The sequence below is a fragment of the Enterovibrio paralichthyis genome, from assembly GCF_019209835.1.
In the GTDB taxonomy this organism is placed as follows: Bacteria; Pseudomonadota; Gammaproteobacteria; order Enterobacterales; family Vibrionaceae; genus Enterovibrio; species Enterovibrio paralichthyis.
In genome coordinates, this window is record NZ_JAHUTS010000006.1 from 220,794 (window position 1) to 243,149 (window position 22,356).

Here is a 22,356-nt window from a genome sequence, read left to right on the forward strand (position 1 = left end):
AAAACACTGGGCGTAGTATTCATGGCAGAAAACCCCATCCCGGATCTGGAATGCCGGGCGCTGAGTAAATCATTTTCCACTTTCACCGCCGTTGACAAGGTGGACGTGACTGTCCCCAAAGGCAGCTTTTTCTCCATCCTTGGCCCTTCAGGCTGTGGCAAAACCACCCTGCTGCGCATGTTAGCCGGGTTCGAGCAGCCCACTTCCGGTGACATTTTTATCAAAGGCTCACGGGTCAACGACATTGCCCCCAACCGCCGCCCGGTCAACATGGTATTCCAGCACCTTGCACTGTTCCCGACCATGACAGTGGCTGAAAACATCGGCTATGGCCTTCGCCGCCGCAAAACGCCCAAGCATGAAATTGACTCGAAGGTGGATGAAGTGCTGGCGCGGGTCGGTCTTTCCGGCAGTGGCCCAAAACAAATTTCCCAACTTTCCGGCGGTCAGAAACAACGCATCGCCATCGCCCGCTGTCTGGTATTAAACCCGGACGTTCTCCTTCTGGATGAACCGTTGGGCGCGCTGGATTTGAAACTGCGCGAGCAGATGAAAGTGGAGCTGAAACACCTGCAGCAGGAATTCGGCACCACCTTCGTTTACATCACCCACGACCAGTCGGAAGCGCTGGTGATGTCTGATCAAGTTGCTGTGATGAACCGTGGCCGCTTTGAACAGCTCGGCACACCGCAAGATTTGTATTACTCCCCTGCCACCGCCTTTGTCGCCCAGTTCGTGGGCGAAAACAATCACCGCAGTGGCAAGGTGTCTGAAGTGAACGGCCAAACCGTGGTGATCACCGGAAAATCGGGCGAGCGCATGATGGCAAGTGCCAGTCACCCAATGACGGTAGGCGAAAGCGTGGATGTGTTTGTCCGCCCGGAAGCGATTGCGATTGCCTTCCCTGACCAAAAACCGCAGCAGGCCGAAAACGGCGTGGATGTGGCGGTGAAAGAGATCCTGTTCGACGGTTCGCGCAGCCAGTTGGTGGTGGAAAACCCACAGCAACAGACCACCTTCTCAGTACAGTTGCCGCAAACCGAAAACTTTCGCCGTATCCGTCCCGGCGACCAGTTATTTATTCACTGGCAGGCAGCGGTATCCCACTGTTTGCCCAAGGCATAACGGGAGGCTGTGATGATTGAACGCGGCAACCGTCTGGCACTCTACCTGCTCCTCACGCCCTTTCTGCTCTGGCTGGTATTGCTGATCATTTTGCCCCATGTGCAGATGTTCAATATCTCTATCCACGACCGCATTGTGGGTGGGGATACGGTGTTGAGCCTTGAAAACTACGCCACCTTTTTCACCGAGCCCCTTTACTGGCGCACCTTCGCCCGCACAGCGATTATGTCGCTGCTGGCAACTGTGCTCACCCTGCTGATCGCCTTTCCAGTGGCGTTTTACATCGCCAAAGTGTGTCAGGGGAAAACCAAAAGCCTGCTGTTCGTTGCCTGCCTGCTGCCATTCTGGGTCAGCGAACTGGTGCGCTCCTATGGCTGGATGATCCTGCTGCGTGAGTCCGGGCTTGTCAGCAGTTTGCTGCAATACCTTGGCCTTGCCGATCAACCCGTAGAAATGCTCTACAACGATGCCACCATCATGATCGGGCTTGTCTACACCTCCATGCTGTTTATGGTAGTGCCACTGGTCACAACGCTCGACAGCCTCGACAACAGCCTGATTGAAGCGGCGTACGATTTAGGCGGCAGCAGCTGGGACGTGCTGCGCGAAGTGGTGATCCCCCATGCCATGAGCGGGATTGTCGCCGGTTGCATCGTCGTGTTTATGCTCACGCTCGGTAACTACCTCACGCCAACCCTGCTTGGCGGTAAAGACAGCCTCTGGTTCACCGAGCAAATCTTCACCCAGTTCATTACCCGCTTTAACTGGGAACAGGGTTCAGCATTCGGCATTTTGCTGCTCGCGTTGTCGTCGTTGATGGTGTGGGGCGGCCTCAAGCTTACCCGCCAGTCATTCGTTAAAACTATGGGGTGACTTATGATTCCGTCATTACCGACCAACCGCACCCTGTCGCGCATTTACCAAGGCTACATTGCGCTGTTTTTCCTGTTTCTGATGCTCCCACTCGCCGTGGTGGCGGTGTTTGCCTTTAACGACAGTCTGTTTCCGTCACTGCCATGGAATGGTTTCACGCTGGCCTGGTTTACCGGCGATACCGAGCCACAACTCGGCGTGTTTAACGACCGTGAACTGACCAGCGGGATTGGCGTGAGCCTCGTGGTGGCAATTGCCGTTACCATCGCCTCACTGGTGCTGGCGACCACCAATGCGTTTTTGTTTGAACGGTTTGATTTCCGCTTCAAAGGCTTTTGCTATGTGCTGCTTTTGCTGCCACTGGTCATTCCCGGCGTCATCCTCGGCGTATCGATTTTGCTGATGAGCAGCACCATCGCCAATGGCATTGAAGACACCATAGGCTGGGATATCGAATGGATGCGGCCGGGGCTGGTGTTGGTTGTGCTTGGCCAGTTTGCGTTTATCACCACCATCTGCACCTTGGTGATTGCTGCGCGCCTGCGCAAATTCGACATCAGCCTAGAGGAAGCCGCGCTTAACCTTGGTGCCACAAAAGCGGAAGCCGTATTTACCATCACCCTGCCGTTTTTGCGCCCGGCACTGATTGGCGCGGCTATCATTGCGTTTTTGATGTCGTTTGAGAACTTCAACACCACCCTGATGTTGGTCGGCTCTGATGCGCCGTTGACCATCGCCATGTTTGACCGCCTTCGCGAAGGTTCGACGCCGGTGATCAATGCGGTGTCCCTGCTGTTGATGATGGCTTCCGGCCTGCTTGCGATGGCAAGTATCTGGTTTTCATCCAAATCATCGCAGGTGGAATAAAAAAACCCGGCATTCAAAGGAGAAAATGCCGGGCGCAATAGCGGTTACTGGAAGGTAAAGCCGCTAATTCTGGAGAATGTGTTGAGGGTCTGTTGACCCTGTTTACTACGCCGACGCGACCGACAGGCCGTCCGCATCGAAAAAGTGAAGCTTGTTGGTGTGAAAGCGAAGACCCACTTTGTCGCCTGCTTTCACCGTGCTTTCCCCATCGGTGCGGACAGTTACACGGCCCAGTTCGCCGCAGTCCACAACCACATAGATATCCGCACCCAGGTATTCCGTCACATCAACAATGCCCTGACAGTTTCCTTCTTCCGGTGAAACCAGATCCATCGCTTCAGGACGCACGCCCAACTGTGTTGCCTCACCCTGATAGGGATACCCACCACCAGAGCCGCCCTCCAAACTGTATTCACCGCCTTCGGTGACACAGGGAAGGATGTTCATTTTCGGGCTGCCGATAAACTGCGCCACAAAAAGGTTGGCAGGATGGTCATACAAGGTTTTCGGGCTGCCAATCTGTTCGATGATACCGCCTTGCAACACCACGATTTTATCCGCCAGCGTCATGGCTTCCACCTGATCATGGGTGACGTAAATCATGGTGGATTTCAGTGACTGGTGCAGTTTGGCGATTTCGTAGCGCATCTCGACACGCAGCGCGGCATCAAGGTTGGACAAGGGCTCATCAAACAAAAAGGCAGTAGGATCACGCACGATAGAACGTCCAATCGCCACCCGCTGGCGCTGACCACCGGAGAGATTGCGCGGACGACGGTCAAGGTAGGCATCAAGCTTGAGCACCTGCGCAGCGTAATTCACTTTTTCGTCGATTTCCGCCTGAGGGCGTCCTTGGGTTTTCAGGCTAAAACCCATGTTCTCGCGCACTGTCATGTGCGGATACAGAGCGTAGCTTTGAAATACCATGGTCAAGCCACGTTTCGCCGGCGGCTGGTCGGTCATGTCGACACCATCAATCAGTATTTGCCCGCGGCTTGTTTCCTCAAGCCCGGCAATCATGCGCAGCAGGGTCGATTTCCCACAGCCTGAGGGGCCAACAAAAATGACAAGTTCGCCTTCTTCCACAGAAAGGTCGATACCTTTGATCACCTGCGTCTCGCCGTACCATTTTTCAACACGGTTCAGTTGTATTGCGCCCATCTTCAGCCTCCTGCTAAATCCGACAATGACCAGCTCAGCCATACCGCTGCGGTCCAGGTAAAATGCCCGCCACCGGCCGGTGTGCCGTCATCCGGGTTGAAGTACTCGGCAAAGCCATAGTTGGCGATAAGCCCAGCGGTTTGCTGGCGAACCGCACGCGCCAGTGTCACATGCCCCTGCTCTTCCAGCCCCCAGCCGATCATCGCATTCATGATTGCCCATACTGGCCCGCGCCAGTAGCGTTTGGCGTCGTACTTGTCGCCCGAGGGATCGTAACTCGGCACCAGATAGTGTCCGTTGGCAAGATAGCGTTCGAGATGTTCCACCATCTCCGGGCTTTCAATGCCTGCATACCAGCAAAGGAATGAAGCGTTCGACAGGCTGTTTGCAAACTTGCCGTTGCGCAGATTTACACTGTCAAACGCCGACATCTCGGGGTTCCAGAGCTTCTGGCACGCAGCCTCCAGCGTGGCAATCCAGCCTTCAATTTCACTGACATCCTCCCCCAGCATCCGGCCAATTTCCGCCAAATCGCGATGGCCGCGCAACAGGGTAAAATGCAGGGTCGGGTCGCCGACACGGAACGGGCTGTTGTCGGCGATTTCTGTTTCGTTCCAGCCACAGTCGCGGCCAAAGTAAAGCAGCGCCAGGTAGCGATCGTAATCCAGCTTGGTGGGACGCATCGAGGCATCAACATGGGAGGTATCGCGGCGCTTGTATTCACCGACATTGGAAATGTCGATCGCCTCTGATGCTTCATCCCAGTCCGGCGCATTGTCCCGGCCACTTTCCCAAGGATGACTGCTCGCTACCACGCCACTTTCGGCGCGGCAATCCATGTACCAGCGGTGCCAGTTCACCAGGGCAGGAAACAGGGTCTTAAGCTTTTCCATACCAAGTTCAGGGTCGCGCTGGTGAATCTTGCGCGCAAAGCTTGCCACCAGCGGCGGCTGGCTGATCCCGGATGAGGCAATCGGCCCTTTCCCCTGCCACACATCAGGGCCTGGGAAATAGCCGTCGTCCGGTTGGTGGAACACAATGTGTGGCACCATGCCATTGTCCCACTGGGCGGAAAACAGGGATTCAATTTCCCGCCATGCCCTTGGCACATCAAAGGTGGCGAAACCCAGCGCAGCGAAAGCACTGTCCCAATTCCATTGGTATGGATACAAACCCGCGGTCGGAACGGTATAGCTGCCGCGATCGTTGTCTTTGAGTATCTCAATTGCTTGTTTGTCTAACGCTTCCATCATCGTTTCTCACACTGTATTCGCGCATTATTTCACTGAACCCGCAGTGAGCCCTTTCACCATAAACCGCTCAAGCCCAAGGAAAATCAGCATGATAGGCACGGTCGCAATCACCGCCCCGGCCATTAAATGCTGGCGGGGAATTTCAGAACTATTAAGCATGGCAACCCCTCGGGTGAGGGTGAATTTGGACGGGTCATCCAGCAGCATGAAGGCGAGCAGAAACTCGTTCCACGCGATCATAAAGACGTAAAGTGATACCGACGCCATGGCGGGCAGGCTCAGCGGCAGGGTGATTTTCCAAATCACCTTCAACCTTGAGAGTCCATCCATCAGCCCCGCTTCTTCGATTTCCGCCGGTAAGCCACGGAAGTACCCCTGCAGCATATAGAGCGCGACAGGAATGGTGGTGACCGGATAAATCATCAGGATGCCGAACAGGGAGTTCCGCAGCCCCAGCATGCTGAACCCGATATAGATGGGCAGCGCCAGTACAATCATGGGCACCATGTAAATCAGCAATATTGAGCGGGACATCGCCGCCTGACCGCGAAAGCGCAGGCGGGCTACCGCATAAGCACCGGGCACGCTGAATAACAGGGTGATAAATACCGTCGCCACGGATACCGAAAACGAAGTCAGCAGGTAGCTGCCGAAATTAAACTGCTCGAACAGTTCGACATAAGAGCGGAACAGGCCAAACCCTTTGTCGAAATCAATACTGAAGTCAAGCGGATTGGCGAGCAATGCCTGCTGGCTTTTCAGGCTGGTCATCACCATCACATAAAACGGTACCGCCACAATGATGATGAAAAACAGATAGCCAAACCAATAGAAGAAATGGATAAGGGCATCTTCAAATTCGTGCCTGTCCATCCAGCCCATTGGCGCTTCCACCAGCATGCGCGACAGCGGCCACACGGTGAATAACGCGGCAAACACAAACGCGGCACTTTGCGACAAGGTGTGCTGTTCAAGCGGCAGCGAGAAAGGTTCAAGTCCCGTTAGAGCCAAATAAAGCAACAGGTAAACCGTAGTGCCACTGACCACCAACGCAATGCCTTCCAGGCGTGATTGCATGCGCAGGATATAAATTCCGGCAACGATGCCAGTGACCACCGCCACCCAGATCACCGGTGCCACTGCAGCGCCTGTCATCAAGGCAAGGGCAACAGTGACAGTCACTGAAGCGCTGACGCCCCACGCTGCACCAATCAATCCGCAGACAAGGTCGGACTGACGGAACCAGCGGTTTTGCGCAGTCTCGCGCGCAGTGTTGGTTGTCATAAGCCCTCCTCACGGCTGACATAGCGGAAGAAAAAGAACGAGAACAGCAACAGACAGAGGAACACCACCACAGCAACCGCGGCACCTGCACCGATGTTTGACAGGGCGAAAGCCTGCTCATACACGTTCACGGTCAGGGTTCGGGTGCCTGCGTTACCACCGGTGAGCAGGAAAATGTCGTCGAATTTGTTGAAGGTCCAGATAAAGCGCAGCAGGAAGAGCACCGACAGGATACCCAGCAACTGGGGAATCGAGAGATACCAGAACTGCTGGAATGGCGACGCCCCATCCATTCTTGCCGCTTCATACATGTCGGCATCAATCGACTGCATGCGCGCCAGAATAAACAGGAACGAAAGCGGGAAATAACGCCAGATCTCAAACACGGTCACGCTGATCAGTGCCAGTGGCTTTTCACCGAAAAAGTTAATCGGCGCGTCGATGGCCCCCATTTGGATAAGCAAGGCATTGGCCGAACCGGAAAAGGGGTCAAAAAGGGTTACCCAGGTAAAGGCCACGGCAATAACCGGCGCAACATACGGAAACAGCAGGAGGCCACGGATAAAGCCCTGCCCTTTGAAACTTTTGTTGAGCAAGAGCGCTGCCATCATGCCCACCACCAACGCACCAATGGTGCCGAAAACCGTGTAGAAAATGGTGACCCACAGCACTTCGACAAACTCGTCGCTGTCAAATACCCGGCTGAAGTTATCCAGTGTGAAATTGGCGTTGAACAGATCGGAACTGCTGATGCCCGTCATTTCTGCCGGGTAGTCACGCAGGCTTTCCTGGCTATCAAGGTATGGCTGCCCAACCACCACCGGGATTTGCAGGCGGGACTTATAGCCCGGCTCCCAGTCACCCAGTTCGCAGAAAATCTCCTGGCCATTAAGGGTGCAGTTTTCCGGCACACTCTGCACAGCCAGCCCTTGCGGCACAACATCAAACAGGGTGACGCTTTCAATCACCTTTTCCTTCGAGCGGTTGGTCAGGCGGTATTCAATGGTTATTTCATCGCCCACTTCGCTGGCTTTGCCGCGAAAGCGCTCATAAACATTGGGCTCTACCGGCCGAAGATCCGCAAGCTGGATCGGTTTAACGCTGATCCAGAATATCGACAGCAAAGGCAGCAATACCACCAACGCTACCGAAATCAGGGTCGGTGCCAGAAGGCCCCACGCCAGCCGGGTTTCGCGCTTTTGCAAAGGCCCGACACCGGTGGGAGGCTTGGGTTTTACAGTGTTAATTGGCGTAATCATTCTGTATCCCTGAGCAATAGCTTTCCATCGGGTGCGCTTGATATCGCGCCCGTTTTAGGTCAGGCCACCTGAATCAGATAGCCTGACCCTGTCCTTACTACTGAATGTCTGCCAGCGCCTTGTTCATTGCATCCACCGTGGCAGAGGCATCGCGCACCCCATCGATGTATTCACGAACCAGACGGTTGATGACCTGGCTGTTCACCACTTTGGAAGCCAATGCCAGTTGGCCTTCCTCCACACCCCAACGCTGGGCGTTATCCAGACCACCGACAATTTCCTCCACCATCTCTGGGCTATACAGATCAGACAGCGGCGCTTTCCTGTCTACACCCACCGGCAGTTTCGACCAGGCTTCAGTGTATTTATTTGGGTTTTCCTCATCGCCGCGGCGGGTAGGAAACTTGCCTTCCGGCGCAATAGCCAGGGTGTTGGTGTAGCCGTCACTCATGGAATAACGGACAAACGCCATGGCGTTGTCGATATCTGCATCTGTGGTAATACCGAAGTAGCGAAGGTCACCCCACGCCGCGCCTTCCGGATTGGATGGGCCAGAAAAGCGGGTCACGATACCGGTTTTCGATGCCAGTTCACGGCTGGTTGGGTCGTCATTGATTGTCGGCGGTGCGCTGTCACGCAGGCCGGCCAGCTCATCAAGGATGAATGGTGACCAGATGATCATTGCCGCTTTGCCGCCAAAATAGAGTTCGCGAGACTGTTTCCAGTAAAGCTCGCCGTCTGGCGATGCATCGGCAATCGCTTTATAGAATTCGAGCACTTCTGTGGTCTTTTTCTTATCCAGTGGCTGAATGCCGTCTTTGTTGACCGGGGAAACACCGTTAGCAAGGAAAACATGCTCCAAAACCTGACTCATGAAGTTCTCGTCCACCTTGGTGGCAGCAACAAAACCGAACATGTTTGGAGGATTATGCAGCTTTTTGATCGCGGCGAGCACGTCTTCATAGGAATCAGGCGCAGCAAGGTTATTGGCATCGAACAGGTCTTTTCTGTACACAATCATCTGTGTCCAGCCATCCACTGGCACAGCGGCATAGCCGTCTTCCGTTCTTGCCATGTTCAACGCACCGGGTGCGAAGGTATCAACGCCCAGCTCTTCCACCACTTCTGTGGCGGCATCCGGGTCAAGAATGCCGGCTTCTGCCCAAGGCAGGGAATATTGCAGGGTGTGGTAAATCACATCCGGCAGATCGCCGGCTGAGAATGCAGCGGTTGCGCGGGTGCCGAGGTCACTTTCCGTTACGGGGATCACCTCCACCGCAGTGCCGGTCAGTTTTTCAAAATCCTTGGCCATTTCCTGTTGGCGTTCCAATCGCTCTGGCTGCTCTTCCGTGGTCCAGAAGCGGATGGTATCGGCGTAAACGGATGAAGCGCCAAACAATGCGGTGACGACAAGTCCAGCTAACCAACGACGCTTGCCGAGTTGCAAATTGTTCATGGTTTTCTCCTTTTGGTGCGCGTTAAATACGTCATGTACTTAAAGTCAGTACTCGCTCACTTACTCTGATGAGACATACGCTTAATCAGCTGGGCATTCACCAGTTTTCGCAAATCCTCTGGCTTCTCACCATTGATTTGCCGCAACAGCAAGGTCGCCAGTTGCTCACCTGAATAACGCATATCAACCGAAAATGTGGTCAACGCCGGTTGGGAAAACCCGCTTTCCGGCAGGCCGTCATATCCAATCACGGCCAGGTTTTTGCCCACACTTAACCCTTTCTCTTCTGCTGCGCGGTATACCCCAAGGGCTGCAATATCCAACGCGCAGACAATGGCAGTCGGCGGTGTCTCTTTATCCAATAACTGCGCCCCCAGCCGATGCCCCGCTGCTTTGGTGTAGCCACCGGAAAGCATCAGGCTTTCATCCAGTGGCAGACCAGCCCGCTCCATGCCCTGCCGGAAACCGGTTTCGCGCAGGTAGCTGTAGTTGTATTCCGTACCGCCATTAATAAAGCCAATGCGTGTGTGACCGGATTTGGCCAGCAGCAGCACTGCATCGCGCATGGCTGCTTCACCACGAACATCGAAGTAGCTCACGCCGTCCACATCCTGGGTGCGGCCAAAAATCACAAACGGAACGCCTTCTTCTTTCAGCAACGCAACACGTGGGTCGTGCGCTTTGCTGCGCGGTAGGATAAAACCGTCAACCTTGTGCTCTTCAATCAAACGCTTCAGTGTCAGCAGTTCATCTTTTTCGCCGTCGGCAGTGGCAACGGTGAGTGTCCAGTTCCTGCGGCTGACCGCGCGGCTGATGCCATCAATGAAATTACTGAGAAACGGTCGGTGGGCGTTATCGCTGCCAAGGTTCAGCACTAAACCAATGGCGCAAACCTGCCCGGTTTTCACCGCCTGCGCGTAGCTGAGCGCGCGGTATCCCATTTCCTTCGCTTTGTCGCGAACCCGCTGCTTGGTGGCGGGAGAAATATCGGGATAATCATTGAGTGCACGGGAAACCGTGCCTTTGGTGAGCCCCAGCGCTTTGGAAAGTTCGTTGATTGTGGGGCGCTTTTCCCTGAGCGCGCGTCCTGCCATCGGCAAGCGCTGTTTGACAGCCATCATTAGCCCGTTTCATCCAATTTCTTTAAAAACTATTTAACGAAACCGGTTTCGGCAAATGATAGATGAATCAATAGTGAGAAATCACGGGGACGACAGGAAGGTGCGAGAATGTCAGGTGGACAAAATAAGAAAGGCCAGCGATGTGCCGGCCTTGTCAGAACATATTGGTTTTAAAGCTTTCTGCCCAACCTTTTTTCAACCTGTTTGCGTTCCCAATCCGGGCCAAACAAATTAATCGGTTTAAACACCCGCAATGCATGGGAAAGCAGACCGATCCCCCAGCCCATGGCTGGCCACCAGGCCCAGATATAACCGGGTTCTGAGACGTAATTGAAAATAAACAAACCGCTGATTACCAACACATACCAGATCGCATGGGAGTAGAAACCTTTAATCTTCTTCACATGCGCAATGGCGCGCTCTTCTTCGGTAGGGATTTTTACATATTCTGTCATATCGGGCTCCGGCGATTTTTGAAGGTCTGACACCTGGATTTCAAACACAGACGCCAGGGCTTTTAGCGATTCCAGACCCGCATTGTCTCCCCGTTCAATTCTCTGAATGGTGCGTACACTCAATCCGCTCATTTCAGAAAGTTGCTCCTGAGACCAACCGCGCTGTAACCGTAATTTCCTGACAATCATCCTGCTTTCCTTTCCGTTGTTTGCCCTTCAAAACTACCCAATTTTAAGCCTGCCAGTGAACGACACCTGCCCGACATGAACCTGACAATGATTTTAAAACAGCAAGTTACACTCAAATGTAGTAATAACAATTTAAGGTGACAGGTCTGCGACAGAGATCCGCCACGCCTTTAAATTCAGACAGTCCCATCGGTTTCAATCACCAGCACCCGCGCCTCGCCAAACGGTTCAGCGACGTGTTCTGTACCTTCCGACGCGTAAAAAATATCGCCCGCTTGAAGCATCACAGATTTCTCTGCCCCCTGTTCCTTAAAGTGCATTTCTACCATGCCGTTTAGCACGACAAACACTTCTTCCCCTTCATTGATGTGCCACTTGTAGGGCTTATCTGTCCAGTGAAGTTTGGTGGTAATTCCATTCATATTGGCGATATTCATCGCGCCCCAGGCTTCCTCAGCCGTGAACTTGCCGCTTCTAATCACTCTCATGATGACTTCCTCCATGGCTGTCTCTTAGAGCTAGAATAGCGCTGAATACCGTCATTAACTGTGGCAATGGCTGGAAATTTTTGCGGATAGGAAACGTTAGAGAGAAAAAGAGCAAGCCAGGATGCTTGCTCTTGATAGTCAGTTCGCAGTGCGATTCAGACGGTTGTAGGTAACACCGTCCGGACAACCGTGTTCATCGGCACTTCCACCATCACGGATTGTCCCAGTTGGCCAATTTCCATCGCAATTGGACGTTGCCCTTCACCATCATCCAGAAAGCCGACCATGCCTTGTAAGTTACCACTTACTACGGCCACAGGAACGCCATGGACGCGGTTGTTTGGACAAGAGGTGGCATCTTCATAGTAATGAAGGATGGTTTTGATCTTCACGATATGGGATTCAGGGATCGCGGCCAAATATTTACCGTGACGCACCATGTGTGAATAGCCCGGCGCTTCCTTCACCGTCTGGAGCCCCTGAGTTGTGGTCCGAACAAAAACGTGGCATTTGAACAAAGGTTCGTAGGCAATTTTGCGTTTTTTACCATCAGTCTGCCAAAACCTGCGCATCGGCAAATAGGCAACCACGCCATGCTCTTGCATCGCGCTCAGGAAAAGCATTTCCTCATCCAGGTGGGTATAAACTGCAAACCAACGGTATTGTTGCAAGTCGGTCTCTCCGCTAAATCGCCAGGCAGGGCTTTAGGCTGAAATTCGTCGCCAAAAATGCGTACTGCAATACTTATCAAGGTTACTGAGATAGTAGCTCTATAACAGGTGTCAGAAAAGTAAAACAGCACAATAGCGGCTTACCCGCTAAGGTTTCCATCCCTATTTTGGCCGCTATCACAACGAGATAGCGGCAATTTGCGCCCTATTCTCCGACACATCCACCGTGTTTCAACACCCGCGTTTTTGACGGTGGATATTTTTCCAGCAACTTTACCGGACGTATCGGACGTGGGGAAAAGTTGCCGCCACAGTTTGGACAAACACCCTTGAGCACCGTTTCCACACAATCACGGCAAAAGGTGCATTCGAAGGTACAAATCATGGCATCGTCTGCACTGGGCGGCAGATCTTTGTCGCAGCATTCACAGTTGGGTCTTAAATCAAGCATCACCACCTCCAGTGAGGCGCGGGCAGGAATGTCGCACCTATAGCTTGTTTGTAGATGGCATGGGATGGACTTGCCAGCTTGCAACGGGCTTTTGCCGTGTCATTCCCGAAAATGGGTTTAAACGGGGTGGTTTAATCTTTTAGTCAGGAAGTGAAATTCATCGCCATCGCCGGGCACATCATCAATGGTCATTTGGCATTGGTAACCTAGCTTCTCGTAAAAAGGGCGAGCTTGGAAACTGAAAGTGTCGACCATCACGGTTTTGCATCCGAATGACACCGCTTCGGCCTCTACTTTCACCATCAAGTCGCTTCCTATGCCCTTTCCGGTATAGGCAGGATCAATCCAAAGATACAGAACATGCATCCAGTTTCCCCACAGCCGGGAAATGACACCGCCAATACGCTCACCTTTTTCATCCAAGGCATAGACTGCTACCTCGGTTTCTTTGAGATGGCTGACAAATGGCTCATTGAAGTGCCGCAATCCTTCGCGGACATCCAGAACATCCTGGGCATTGGGTTGGTATACCACCTGATATTGCATCTTTCCTCCCTGAATGCGGAATGGTTATTTCGCCGGAGACGCTTCCTCGGCCACCGCCTTTTTGAGTTTCCCGATACGCAGCTCTTTGTAGCCGAAGATTGCGAACATGGCGACGGTGACACCGATACAGGTGTAGAGCTGGAGCGGTGAATAGACGGTGAAGTTGGAGATCAGGAAATAGAGCATCAGCGCCAACAAAATGGTTTGCGACACCCAGCGAGGTTTGTCGTTAAAGCTGAATGCCTTGGCATTGTTATCATATTTCACATGCACACGCCCAACCAGAAAACCCAGATTCACCAGCAGGCCATCGTCGTTGGTTGCCGCTTTGTAGTCGATGTGGTTAAGCGCCAGGTACTTTTCCAGCCCTTTCTGATCCATGCAGTTTACTCCCCGTTACAACAGATAAATGCCGCATCCGCGCGTGGCTGGGCGCAGCATTTTAGAAAAAAGTGATGATATCAGAAGTCGGGAACGCGACGAAAACACTGGGAAACAATATTTTGCTACAAGATATATGTCCCTCTTCCGGGAGAGGGACATAAAAAAACAGCCGCTGGATTGCGGCTGTTTTCAGGAATGTCAGAGAGGGTTTACTAGCGTCCCAGTACACGCACACCGGCTGAAGAGTTTTTCGATTCAGCAAACACCTCAATGTGTTTTACGCAACGCTTGTAAGGAAGTTTGCGCCAGTCTGTGGTGTCGTCTTCCTTCACCTTGCGGTAGAAGCGGAAGGTTTTGGTATCGCCGTTTTTGAATGTCACCTTGATTTTGTTCAGGAACATATCACGGTCTGCTTTCACCTTAATCGCATTGACGCGGCGGCAAACCAGTAGCGGGATTTCTGCACCGTAATCGTTGTTTTCAAACACGATAGTCCGGCCAAGCGTGATGGTGCCATCGGCCTGCGCTGCCGTGCTCACACCCATCAAACCAAACGAAACACAAAGGGCTGCCAAAAGGGTTTTCGCTTTCATTTCTCATATCTCGATAGATTGGCAATCTTGCCAGACGCTGCGGAGTCTAGCGCCCAGTGAAAAAAGAAAAGACAAATTTCTGTCAAAGTTTCAACAATCCAGTTTTGAGACAGTATGTTAAGTCACAGGGCGATTGGGAGAAGAGAGAAGAGAGAAGAGAAGAGAACAGAACAGAACAGAACAGAACAGAACAGAACAGAACAGAACAGAACAGAACAGAACAGAACAGAACAGAACAGAACAGAACAGAACAGATGGTAGAGGAGTGAGGAGGGAGGTTGCCAATTTGCTATGTAAAAATTTATTTTCATTTATTTAAAAATAAACCTCGCTATTCCTCAACTAACCTGTATAGTGACGTTGGCTCTTCGGAAAGAGTTGTTAATGCAAAATTTAGTATAAGTAAATTCCCAGCTAGTTCTCGATACCCTTCGTTTAATATTCTGTGTCAAACCTTATCTTCATATACCATTCAATAGCTTCCAACATCAGCCGCATTCATCAATTTAAAATTTAAAAACAGAGGTTCTTATGTCTGGTAAAGTTACTGGTCTAGTAAAATGGTTTGACGAAACTAAAGGTTTTGGTTTTCTGACTCAAGACAACGGCGGCAAAGACGTGTTCGTACACTTCAACGCTATTGCTTCAGAAGGCTTCAAAACTCTGGCTGAAGGCCAGAAAGTAAGCTTCAACGTTGAAGAAGGCAAAAAAGGCCTGCAAGCAGCGAACGTTATTGCACTGTAATTAAGTGCAAGCGGTGCGCAATATCAAGAATATTGCGCACTTGCTATCATCCCTATCTAATTCCCCCAACAAAGCAAACTCCCTTCTTTTATTTTTCGACCATAGAAAATCACCAGAAAAATAAGTTTCAGCACGTTTAAAATCCATAAAAAATAAAATCGCCACCCCATGGATGACGATTTCGCTTCAAATAATTTCCAAATTTAGTTTAATGGCACATCAGGCTTTGCCTTCACTGCGGCACATACGGATTTTCGCTTCCACCACTTCACGCATCGCTGCTTTACCCGGCACGATATATTTTCGTGGGTCGTTGGCATCCGGGTGCTCGCCAAAGTAGCTTTTCACTGCATCGGCAAAAGCGATTTTCAGCTCTGTCGCCACGTTGACCTTACACACGCCCATGTCGATACAGCGGTTGACCATAGCGTCGGGAATGCCTGATGCGCCGTGCAAAACCAGTGGAATATCCACCTGCTCACGAATTGCTGCCAGACGGTCAAAATCAAGCCTTGGCTCACCCTTGTAAAGCCCATGCGCCGAGCCAATCGCCACCGCCAGAGAATCAATACCGGTGCGTCGCACAAACTCAGCTGCAGCGGCCGGGTCGGTAAACGCCGCATCCGCGCTGTCGACAATCAAGTCATCTTCCTGACCACCAAGGCGGCCAAGCTCCGCTTCCACACTGACATCATAACGCTGGCAAAACTGCACCACGCGCGATACCACATCAATGTTTTCATCAAATGGATAGTGGGAGCCGTCAATCATCACTGAGCGGATCCCCGCATTAACCTTGGCTTCGATATCCGCAAATTCTTCATGGTGATCGAGGTGCAATACCAGCGGCATCTGGTGCTTGTGTGCCGCTTCCTTACAAATCGCGACAATGTAATCGACACCGGCATAACCATAGGTGCCCGGCGTACCCGCAAGGATCACCGGCGAGCGAAGCTCCGCCGCTGTTTCCACCACCACCTGCACGGTTTCCAGGTTATGAATGTTGAATGCAGGCACGGCATAGCCACCTTTTTGCGCACGTTTTAGCATTTCACGGGACGAAATCAGATACATACAGCCTCCAAAACTGAATCATGTTGTGCGCTGGTCTGGCGGTAAACGCAGTTGCCTGCCACCCAGGTCGCGACCACCTCGCCCGCGTCTGACCACTCCACCATGGAGGCCAGTTTGCCGGGAGCCAGGCTGCCTAAATCGTTTTCAACGCCCAGCAGGGTTGCAGGGCTCATAGATGCCAGTGACCACGCCTTTTCAAACGGCAGGGAGAACCACTGGGAAAGGTTGGATACCGCGGTATTCAAGGTGAGCGTACTGCCCGCCAGACCGCCGTTTTCAGTGCGCACCACGCCCGCTTTCATGGTGACGTTCAACTCGCCAAGGGCGTATTCACCGTCCGGCATGCCTGTGGCACGCATAGCATCGGACACCAGCACCATGCGGTTTGCGGCGCATCGCCACACCACTTCTGCCGCGGCCGGATGTACGTGGTGACCATCGGCAATCAGCTCGATATGGGCGCTGTCGCAGCAAAGTGCAGCCCCGACCACACCGGGTTCACGGTGATGCAGGCCAGTCATGCCGTTGTAGCAGTGGACAATGCCATCTGCCCCGGCGCGAAGTGCGGCAACGGTCTGTTCATAACTGGCTGACGTGTGTGCCAGCATGACGTTGACCTGGTGCGCCTTGAGGTAAGCAATGGCCTTCAGTGCGTCATTTTTTTCCGGTGCCAGCGCCACACATTTCAGGGTGCCATCAGCCACAGAAAGCCAGTGTTCAAGTTCAATTTCATCCAACTCGCGCAGGAAAGATTCGGGGTGCGCGCCGCGGTGCAAGGCGGTGAAATAAGGGCCTTCAAGGTAAGAGCCAAGGATTGCCGCGCCGGATACGCCATCTTTCATGGCGTGTTTGACCGCCCTGAGTGCCGCACGGATTTTATCGACCGGCGCAGTCACCGTGGTGGCCAGAAATGCCACCACACCCTGGCTGGCGAGAAATGCTGAAATAGCGTCCAGCGCTTCATGGCTGGCATCCATCACATCAAACCCCATCGCGCCGTGGATATGGCTGTCAATCAACCCAGGCATCAGGGAAACCGGCTGCATCTCCAGCGGCTCGCCACCGGTTGCCAGATAGTCGCTGTAAGGCTGAACCCGGGTAATACGGCCGTTCTCGACACCAATCACGGCATCGTCCAGCCACTGGTTGGCAGGCGTCAGGATGCGACGGTAACGGCGGTTAAATACCATCGCCCACCTCGGCTTCTTCACGCTGCTTTTCTTCCAGCTGCGCATGCAGCGACGTAATACCGCGGTGTCCACAGACCAAGGCCTGCTCACGGAACTCGGTCAGGCTCAGCTCATCTCGCTCCAGCAGCATTTCCGCTGCCATCTGCAAATTGGTGCCGGTCACCACTTCGATATTGGCCATTTGCTGGCTGAGCAGTGAGGCTGTGCGGAAAGGTGTACCGCCAAGAAGGTCGGTCAGGAACACCACGCCTTCGCCTGAATCCACGCTTTCCAGTGCCATACGCATGGCGTTATCCAGCTGTGCTGTGGTCATGCTTTCCGGAAAGTCGATAGCCGCAAACTGTGGTTGTTCGCCAATCACCTGGGTCAACGCCTGAGATATTCCGCTGGCAAAGCCGCCATGACCGCTAAGAATCACCCCAATCATAGGAATTCCTTTTGTGTAGGGCGTGAACCGGGAGGCCTGCGCCTCCCGCATTCAGCGCTTTTGTTTCACGTTATTATTGTTTTTACTGTCAGTTACAGGATGCCTGCAAAGCGGCCTACCACACCCAGGGTGACAGTGATGATGATCAGGCGGATTGGGCTCCAGCCGCGTTTCACCAGTGCAAACATGGTCAGGGTGTAAACCAGTGGCAGGAATGCCGGCATCAGCTTGTCAATCACGTCAGCCTGCAGTTTCACCACGGCATCACCGGCGGTGATTTCAGCCGTGGTAGACAGGCGCACATAGGTCGCAACCAGCGCACCGATAACCGTCATACCCACGATGGATGCGGCATGGCCGACTTTCTTGGTGTTGGCTTTGATGATGGGGATTGCCGCCACACCCATGCGGTAGGCGTAGTGCGCCAAACCAAAACGCAGGCCAAAGTGGAACACGTTGAACACCACGAAGAAGATGACCGCACCCATGATGGAGCCCTGCAATGCAAGGTCGGCACCGATACCGCCACAGATTGGCAGCAGGGTCAGCCAGAACATGGCGTCACCGATACCGCCCAGCGGCGCACCGACGGCAATTTTGGTGCTCTGGATACTGTTTACGTTCTGTTTTGAACGCTCCATCGCCAGGATGATGCCCATCACGAAGGTGACCAGGAACGGGTGGGTGTTGAAGAAACCCATGTGCCCTTTCATCGCCTTAGACAGGTCATTTTTGTTGGTGTGGATCTTCTTCAGCGCAGGCAGTAAGCCATAGAGCCAACCCGCTGCCTGCATACGTTCGTAGTTGAACGAGGCTTGCAACAGCAGCGAACGCCACGCCATGCGGTTGATATCCTGCTTGGTCAGCTCCGCACCCACGCTCTGGTCTTCATAGGTGTCGTTGGTCGCCAGCGACATCACAGGATCTGCTTCTTTGTGAGCCTTCAGATGGCCCATGGTGTTTGCATTAGATTCCATCTTCCAGTTCCTCCGCTTTCGGTGCGCTTTGTTCGGGTTTGCGCATAAAGTCAATCAGTGCAATCGCAAGGGCTGCCGCAGCAATCGCCAGCATTGGCAGTTGCAGCCAGGCGGCGCCGACAAAACCAAGAATGAAGTAAGGGATGTAGGCGTTTTTCATCATGATCTTCATCAGCACAGCGAAACCGATTGCCGGCATCATGCCGCCTGCTACGCCCAGACCGTCGATCAGATGCTGTGGCAGCGCCTCAACCATTGGTTTGGCGTGTTCTGCACCGAAGTAGATTGGCAGGAACGCACACAGGAAGTAGAAGGATCCAAGAACAGCAAGAGCAAAATAGTTAACCTTCTCGATACCCGCCGTGTCCGCTTCATCAGCCATCTGGTCACACTTGGACATCACAGGTGACATAGCAGAGAAAAGGAAGGTGATACCCATTTGCACCGCCACCGCGAACGGTACGGCGATACCCACCGCCACGCTTGGCTCAACGCCAGTGGTGATCGCAAAGGTGGTACCGACGATGGTGCCGATGATGACGTTCGGTGGCTGGGCACCGGCCAGAGGCGCAAGCCCCATCCAGACCAGTTCCAATGTACCGCCGACCAGGATACCGGTCTCAAGGTCACCGAGGATCAGGCCAACCAAAGGACCCAATACCACCGGTCGGTGCATGTGGGTCAAGCCGTTAAAGAGGTCGAGACCGGCAATAAATGCCAGGATCCCGAGCATCAGCGCTTGTAAAAAACTGATTTCCATTACGATTACTCCTTAAAGAAGTTTGAAAATGTCAGTAGCGGGCTCTGTGGGAACGCCCTGTACGTAACACGCCACGCCCGCCTCTCTCAGCGCGTTGAATGCCTCAACATCACGGGCATCGACGGAAACGGTTTTGTGGATTTGTGTTTTCCCCTCGGTGAAATGCATATTGCCGACGTTGATCTTTTCGACCGGCACCCCGCCCTTCACCAAGGCGAGGAAATCTGACGGTGTCTTGCACACCAACAGGATTTTCTGGCGATCTGCCGCTTTGTGGATGGTGTCGATGGCTTTTTGCACCGACCAGAACCGGATGGCGATGCCGTCTGCCAGTACCATTTCCATCAGGTTTTGCTGGATTTGGTCTTCAGCGACTTCATCGTTAACCACCACGATGATGTTGGCGCCGGCGAAACCGACCCACTGCACGCCTACCTGGCCATGCACGAGGCGTTCATCTATGCGGCTGAGTACTATGTTTGGCATGGTGAAACTCCTTCCTTTCTGCGCTTACGCAGTGATTTCACGAAAACGGATAAATGGTGACGCCCTGAACAACACGGTTTACTTCGCCACTCGGGCACGGGTTATCCGGCGTCAACCCAAGTTGCAGTGATTTGGTCATGGCCAGCATCTGGGCGAACACGATGTAAGGGAACGTGAGCCAGACATCATCGAGTTTTGCGTCGGCCACGCTGATGAACTCGCCGTCGATGTCACCTTCATCAACCGCCGTCAGCGCGATGTGCGAGAGGGTTTTGCCATTCGCGCGGATCTCGCTGTACATGTCGCGGTCATACTGGCGGGTGTAACTGTCGGTAGAGAAAAACTGGATAACCAGGGTTTCTGGATTGATCATAAATTTCGGGCCATGACGGAAACCGAGGGACGATTCAAAGCCCGTCACGACGCGGCCTGCACTCAGTTCCAGAGATTTCAGTGCCCCTTCGCGAGCCACACCTGCCAAACCGCCACTGCCAAGGATGATGAGGCGCTGGTAGTCCATTTCGGCCAGTGTGTTGACCTTGTCAGCCCATTGCGCCGTGCCGTTTTCCACACAACTTGCGACACGTTCCACCTGCTCTGTGCAGGCGGCGCGGGTGGCACTGCCGAGCAGCACGATGGCCGACAGCGTCATACAGGTGTAACTGGATGTCATGGCGAAGCTTTTATCGTTCGAGCCTTCTGGCATCAGGTGGCAGCGCGCTTTGTCGCTTTGCTGCGCGTAGCGGTAGAGTTCACCTTCGCCGTTACAGGTCAGGATCAAGTGCCAGATGTTGGTCACGGTCTGATCTGCCACCGCTACCGCCGCCACGCTTTCCGGGCTGTTGCCGGAGCGGGCAAAGGAAACCAGCAGGGTTGGTGCATTCGGATCGAGATATTCGCGGGGATTCGACACAATATCGGTTGTCGCAACCGCACGGGCATCCATGCCCTGGCGCACCAGCCAAGGGGCTAAGGCTTCCCCGGCATAGGCCGACGTACCAGCACCTGTCATCACGATGCGGAAACCCGGCAGGGCAAAAAGAGGTTGCAGGAACGCATTGTCATCCGCTTCTGTCGCCGTCAGTGTCGCGGCCATTTCACGCCACAGGCGCGGCTGATGGGCAATTTCTTGGGCGGTATGGACAGCGCCATGTTGCGTCAGCCATTGGGTATCAAAACCAGGATAAGTCATTGTTATTTTTCCTCGGTAACGCAGCCGCAGGCACGGCTGTAAATACGGGTCACTTCCATCACTTTGTCGATGATCAGGGCTTCGGGGTCGATGCCGATTTCTCCGCGAATCACTGCGCGGTATTGGTTCGGCAGGTACTGGCTCAAAAGCGTGCCCGGTGGTGGCAGTTCGGTCAGGTTCTGCATCATGGTTTTCAGTGCCGCGTCCACCACAGGGTGCGACCAGTAGTAACGGATGCGGTCGCTGAAGCTGTACTGGCAATCCAGATAGCGTTGATGCCCGGTGTTGCTGTAGTAGCGATGCCAGTAATCGGGCTCCTGACGCATCACCTGTTCAACGGTTTCGCGAAGGTGGGAGGCGCGGTGCTCGCCGAGCCATTCGCGCTCGACGCTGTCCAAGGCAAACAGGGCTTCGCGCATGGCAAACGTCAGAGCCGGGCCAACTTTCAAAATGGCGAAGTGATCGCGCACCAGCTCGCAGTAGGCGGTATCAGCCTGGTAATCCGTGGAGTGGGCTTCAAACACTTTGCCGGGAACGGTTTCGATAAAACGGCTGAGTGCCGTGGCTTTGTCAGCGGCGTAATGGATGATTTTGTGATGGTCAAACTCCACGCCGGGTTGCACCACCAGCCCAATCACGCGATCCCAAACCGCGTCCAGACCAAGGGCAGCAAACGCGGTTTGGTGCATGTCCAGCGTCTGGGCAGCATCGCCCGCCTCGGTAACGGCCAGCTCCTCTTCCAGCTCATGCGCCCCACCCGGCACCGGCACTTCAGTGCCAATGATGTAGAGTGGCGCTTCACCGCCGACACGTTGCCAGGTTTGTTCGGCAACCTGACAGAGGCGGGCTGCCCGATGTGCCACCATGTTTTCACCCAGGGGGATGGGATCACCTGCACATGACATCGAGCAGTCCAGATGGATTTTGCGGAAACCTGCCTCGACATAGGCTGCAATCAGGGTTTCGGATTTCTCCATGGCTTCGTCAGCAGGCAGGTGCTGCCAACAGTTGGGGCCTAAATGGTCACCGCCCAGCAGTAGTTTTTCACGTGAGAGTCCAATGTCATCGGCCAGTGAGCAGACCAATTGGTAGAAGTCTGCAGGAGTCAGGCCGGTGTAACCGCCGTCCTGATTGACCTGGTTGGAGGTTGCTTCAATCAATACCAGGGAATTGTCGGCCACGCCCTGCTTCAAAGCGGCTTTCAGCACCAGCGGGTGCGCCGAGCAAACGGCATAGACACCGACCGGTTCACCGGCTTTGTGGCGCTCGATTAAATCACGAAGTGGCTGCATGGTTGCTCCCCATGCAGGCGGTGTTCAGAGTGAAACGA

The 22,356-nt window shown here is 53.7% G+C and carries 26 protein-coding genes; 5 read left to right on the forward strand and 21 right to left on the reverse strand.

Features of this window, described 5'->3' with window-relative positions:
- Positions 1 to 21 precede the first annotated feature (21 nt).
- From KU854_RS10010 to KU854_RS10020, 3 genes are read left to right on the forward strand one after another with little or no spacing between them, the layout of a single operon-like run.
- Positions 22 to 1,125, forward strand: a complete 1,104-nt coding sequence (locus tag KU854_RS10010; RefSeq protein WP_218358392.1) for an ABC transporter ATP-binding protein — start codon at positions 22 to 24, stop codon at positions 1,123 to 1,125.
- Positions 1,126 to 1,137: 12 nt separating this feature from the next.
- Complete coding sequence (locus KU854_RS10015; protein ID WP_218358394.1) at positions 1,138 to 1,998, forward strand: ABC transporter permease; 861 nt, start codon at positions 1,138 to 1,140, stop codon at positions 1,996 to 1,998.
- 3 nt (positions 1,999 to 2,001) lie between these two features.
- Positions 2,002 to 2,865 carry an ABC transporter permease gene (locus tag KU854_RS10020; protein ID WP_218358396.1) on the forward strand — a complete coding sequence of 288 codons (864 nt, stop codon included), beginning with the start codon at positions 2,002 to 2,004 and terminating at the stop codon, positions 2,863 to 2,865.
- 105 nt (positions 2,866 to 2,970) lie between these two features.
- Here the strand turns inward: KU854_RS10020 and KU854_RS10025 are convergent, their stop codons facing one another.
- The 13 genes from KU854_RS10025 to KU854_RS10085 form a co-directional block, all read right to left on the reverse strand.
- Positions 2,971 to 4,026 (reverse strand): ABC transporter ATP-binding protein, encoded by a 1,056-nt coding sequence (locus tag KU854_RS10025; RefSeq protein ID WP_218358398.1) that lies wholly within the window; start codon positions 4,024 to 4,026, stop codon positions 2,971 to 2,973.
- Positions 4,027 to 4,028: 2 nt separating this feature from the next.
- Positions 4,029 to 5,279, reverse strand: a complete 1,251-nt coding sequence (locus KU854_RS10030) for an MGH1-like glycoside hydrolase domain-containing protein (RefSeq protein WP_255555506.1) — start codon at positions 5,277 to 5,279, stop codon at positions 4,029 to 4,031.
- A 24-nt stretch (positions 5,280 to 5,303) separates the two neighbouring features.
- Positions 5,304 to 6,563, reverse strand: a complete 1,260-nt coding sequence (locus KU854_RS10035; RefSeq protein ID WP_218358400.1) for a carbohydrate ABC transporter permease — start codon at positions 6,561 to 6,563, stop codon at positions 5,304 to 5,306.
- Positions 6,560 to 7,822, reverse strand: a complete 1,263-nt coding sequence (locus KU854_RS10040; RefSeq protein ID WP_218358402.1) for a carbohydrate ABC transporter permease — start codon at positions 7,820 to 7,822, stop codon at positions 6,560 to 6,562. The genes KU854_RS10035 and KU854_RS10040 overlap by 4 nt, the downstream gene beginning before the upstream one ends.
- 97 nt (positions 7,823 to 7,919) lie before the next feature.
- The gene (locus tag KU854_RS10045) at positions 7,920 to 9,278 is read right to left on the reverse strand and encodes an ABC transporter substrate-binding protein (RefSeq protein ID WP_218358404.1); all 1,359 of its coding nucleotides are present in this window, start codon (positions 9,276 to 9,278) and stop codon (positions 7,920 to 7,922) included.
- Positions 9,279 to 9,334: 56 nt separating this feature from the next.
- Entirely contained in the window at positions 9,335 to 10,399 is a 1,065-nt protein-coding gene (locus KU854_RS10050; protein ID WP_255555507.1) for a LacI family DNA-binding transcriptional regulator, read from the reverse strand.
- A 170-nt stretch (positions 10,400 to 10,569) separates the two neighbouring features.
- On the reverse strand, positions 10,570 to 11,043 hold the full coding sequence (locus KU854_RS10055; protein ID WP_054780165.1) for a 2TM domain-containing protein: 474 nt from the start codon (positions 11,041 to 11,043) through the stop codon (positions 10,570 to 10,572).
- A 176-nt stretch (positions 11,044 to 11,219) separates the two neighbouring features.
- Complete coding sequence (locus tag KU854_RS10060; protein WP_218358406.1) at positions 11,220 to 11,531, reverse strand: cupin domain-containing protein; 312 nt, start codon at positions 11,529 to 11,531, stop codon at positions 11,220 to 11,222.
- A gap of 155 nt (positions 11,532 to 11,686) precedes the next feature.
- Positions 11,687 to 12,202 carry a transcription termination/antitermination NusG family protein gene (locus tag KU854_RS10065; protein ID WP_218358408.1) on the reverse strand — a complete coding sequence of 172 codons (516 nt, stop codon included), beginning with the start codon at positions 12,200 to 12,202 and terminating at the stop codon, positions 11,687 to 11,689.
- A gap of 205 nt (positions 12,203 to 12,407) precedes the next feature.
- Complete coding sequence (locus KU854_RS10070) at positions 12,408 to 12,653, reverse strand: DUF1272 domain-containing protein (protein WP_218358410.1); 246 nt, start codon at positions 12,651 to 12,653, stop codon at positions 12,408 to 12,410.
- A gap of 117 nt (positions 12,654 to 12,770) precedes the next feature.
- Entirely contained in the window at positions 12,771 to 13,199 is a 429-nt protein-coding gene (locus tag KU854_RS10075; RefSeq protein WP_218358412.1) for a GNAT family N-acetyltransferase, read from the reverse strand.
- A 24-nt stretch (positions 13,200 to 13,223) separates the two neighbouring features.
- Positions 13,224 to 13,580: a hypothetical protein gene (locus tag KU854_RS10080; RefSeq protein WP_218358413.1), complete on the reverse strand. Its 357-nt coding sequence runs from the start codon at positions 13,578 to 13,580 to the stop codon at positions 13,224 to 13,226.
- A 215-nt stretch (positions 13,581 to 13,795) separates the two neighbouring features.
- A complete protein-coding gene (locus tag KU854_RS10085; RefSeq protein WP_218358414.1) occupies positions 13,796 to 14,176 on the reverse strand; it encodes a DUF2541 family protein in 381 nt (126 codons plus the stop codon).
- A 56-nt stretch (positions 14,177 to 14,232) separates the two neighbouring features.
- Between KU854_RS10085 and KU854_RS10090 the strand changes: the two genes are divergently transcribed.
- The gene (locus tag KU854_RS10090) at positions 14,233 to 14,445 is read left to right on the forward strand and encodes a hypothetical protein (RefSeq protein WP_218358415.1); all 213 of its coding nucleotides are present in this window, start codon (positions 14,233 to 14,235) and stop codon (positions 14,443 to 14,445) included.
- A gap of 262 nt (positions 14,446 to 14,707) precedes the next feature.
- Positions 14,708 to 14,920, forward strand: coding sequence for a cold-shock protein (locus KU854_RS10095; RefSeq protein ID WP_218358416.1), 213 nt, complete (start codon positions 14,708 to 14,710; stop codon positions 14,918 to 14,920).
- Positions 14,921 to 15,139: 219 nt separating this feature from the next.
- Here the strand turns inward: KU854_RS10095 and KU854_RS10100 are convergent, their stop codons facing one another.
- From KU854_RS10100 to KU854_RS10135, 8 genes are all read right to left on the reverse strand, one after another.
- A complete protein-coding gene (locus tag KU854_RS10100) occupies positions 15,140 to 15,994 on the reverse strand; it encodes a tagatose bisphosphate family class II aldolase (RefSeq protein WP_218358417.1) in 855 nt (284 codons plus the stop codon).
- Positions 15,985 to 17,184 carry an N-acetylglucosamine-6-phosphate deacetylase gene (gene nagA / locus KU854_RS10105; protein ID WP_255555516.1) on the reverse strand — a complete coding sequence of 400 codons (1,200 nt, stop codon included), beginning with the start codon at positions 17,182 to 17,184 and terminating at the stop codon, positions 15,985 to 15,987. Before nagA ends, KU854_RS10100 begins: the two co-directional genes overlap by 10 nt.
- Positions 17,174 to 17,611: a PTS galactosamine/N-acetylgalactosamine transporter subunit IIA gene (gene agaF / locus KU854_RS10110; RefSeq protein ID WP_054780170.1), complete on the reverse strand. Its 438-nt coding sequence runs from the start codon at positions 17,609 to 17,611 to the stop codon at positions 17,174 to 17,176. Before agaF ends, nagA begins: the two co-directional genes overlap by 11 nt.
- 92 nt (positions 17,612 to 17,703) lie before the next feature.
- A complete protein-coding gene (gene agaE / locus KU854_RS10115; RefSeq protein WP_218358419.1) occupies positions 17,704 to 18,588 on the reverse strand; it encodes a PTS N-acetylgalactosamine transporter subunit IID in 885 nt (294 codons plus the stop codon).
- A complete protein-coding gene (gene agaW / locus KU854_RS10120) occupies positions 18,578 to 19,348 on the reverse strand; it encodes a PTS N-acetylgalactosamine transporter subunit IIC (protein WP_218358421.1) in 771 nt (256 codons plus the stop codon). The genes agaE and agaW overlap by 11 nt, the downstream gene beginning before the upstream one ends.
- Positions 19,349 to 19,360: 12 nt before the next feature.
- Complete coding sequence (agaV, locus tag KU854_RS10125) at positions 19,361 to 19,834, reverse strand: PTS N-acetylgalactosamine transporter subunit IIB (protein ID WP_218358423.1); 474 nt, start codon at positions 19,832 to 19,834, stop codon at positions 19,361 to 19,363.
- A 37-nt stretch (positions 19,835 to 19,871) separates the two neighbouring features.
- Positions 19,872 to 21,026, reverse strand: a complete 1,155-nt coding sequence (locus KU854_RS10130) for an SIS domain-containing protein (RefSeq protein WP_218358425.1) — start codon at positions 21,024 to 21,026, stop codon at positions 19,872 to 19,874.
- Positions 21,027 to 21,028: 2 nt separating this feature from the next.
- Positions 21,029 to 22,318: a D-tagatose-bisphosphate aldolase, class II, non-catalytic subunit gene (locus KU854_RS10135; RefSeq protein WP_218358427.1), complete on the reverse strand. Its 1,290-nt coding sequence runs from the start codon at positions 22,316 to 22,318 to the stop codon at positions 21,029 to 21,031.
- Positions 22,319 to 22,356 lie beyond the last annotated feature (38 nt).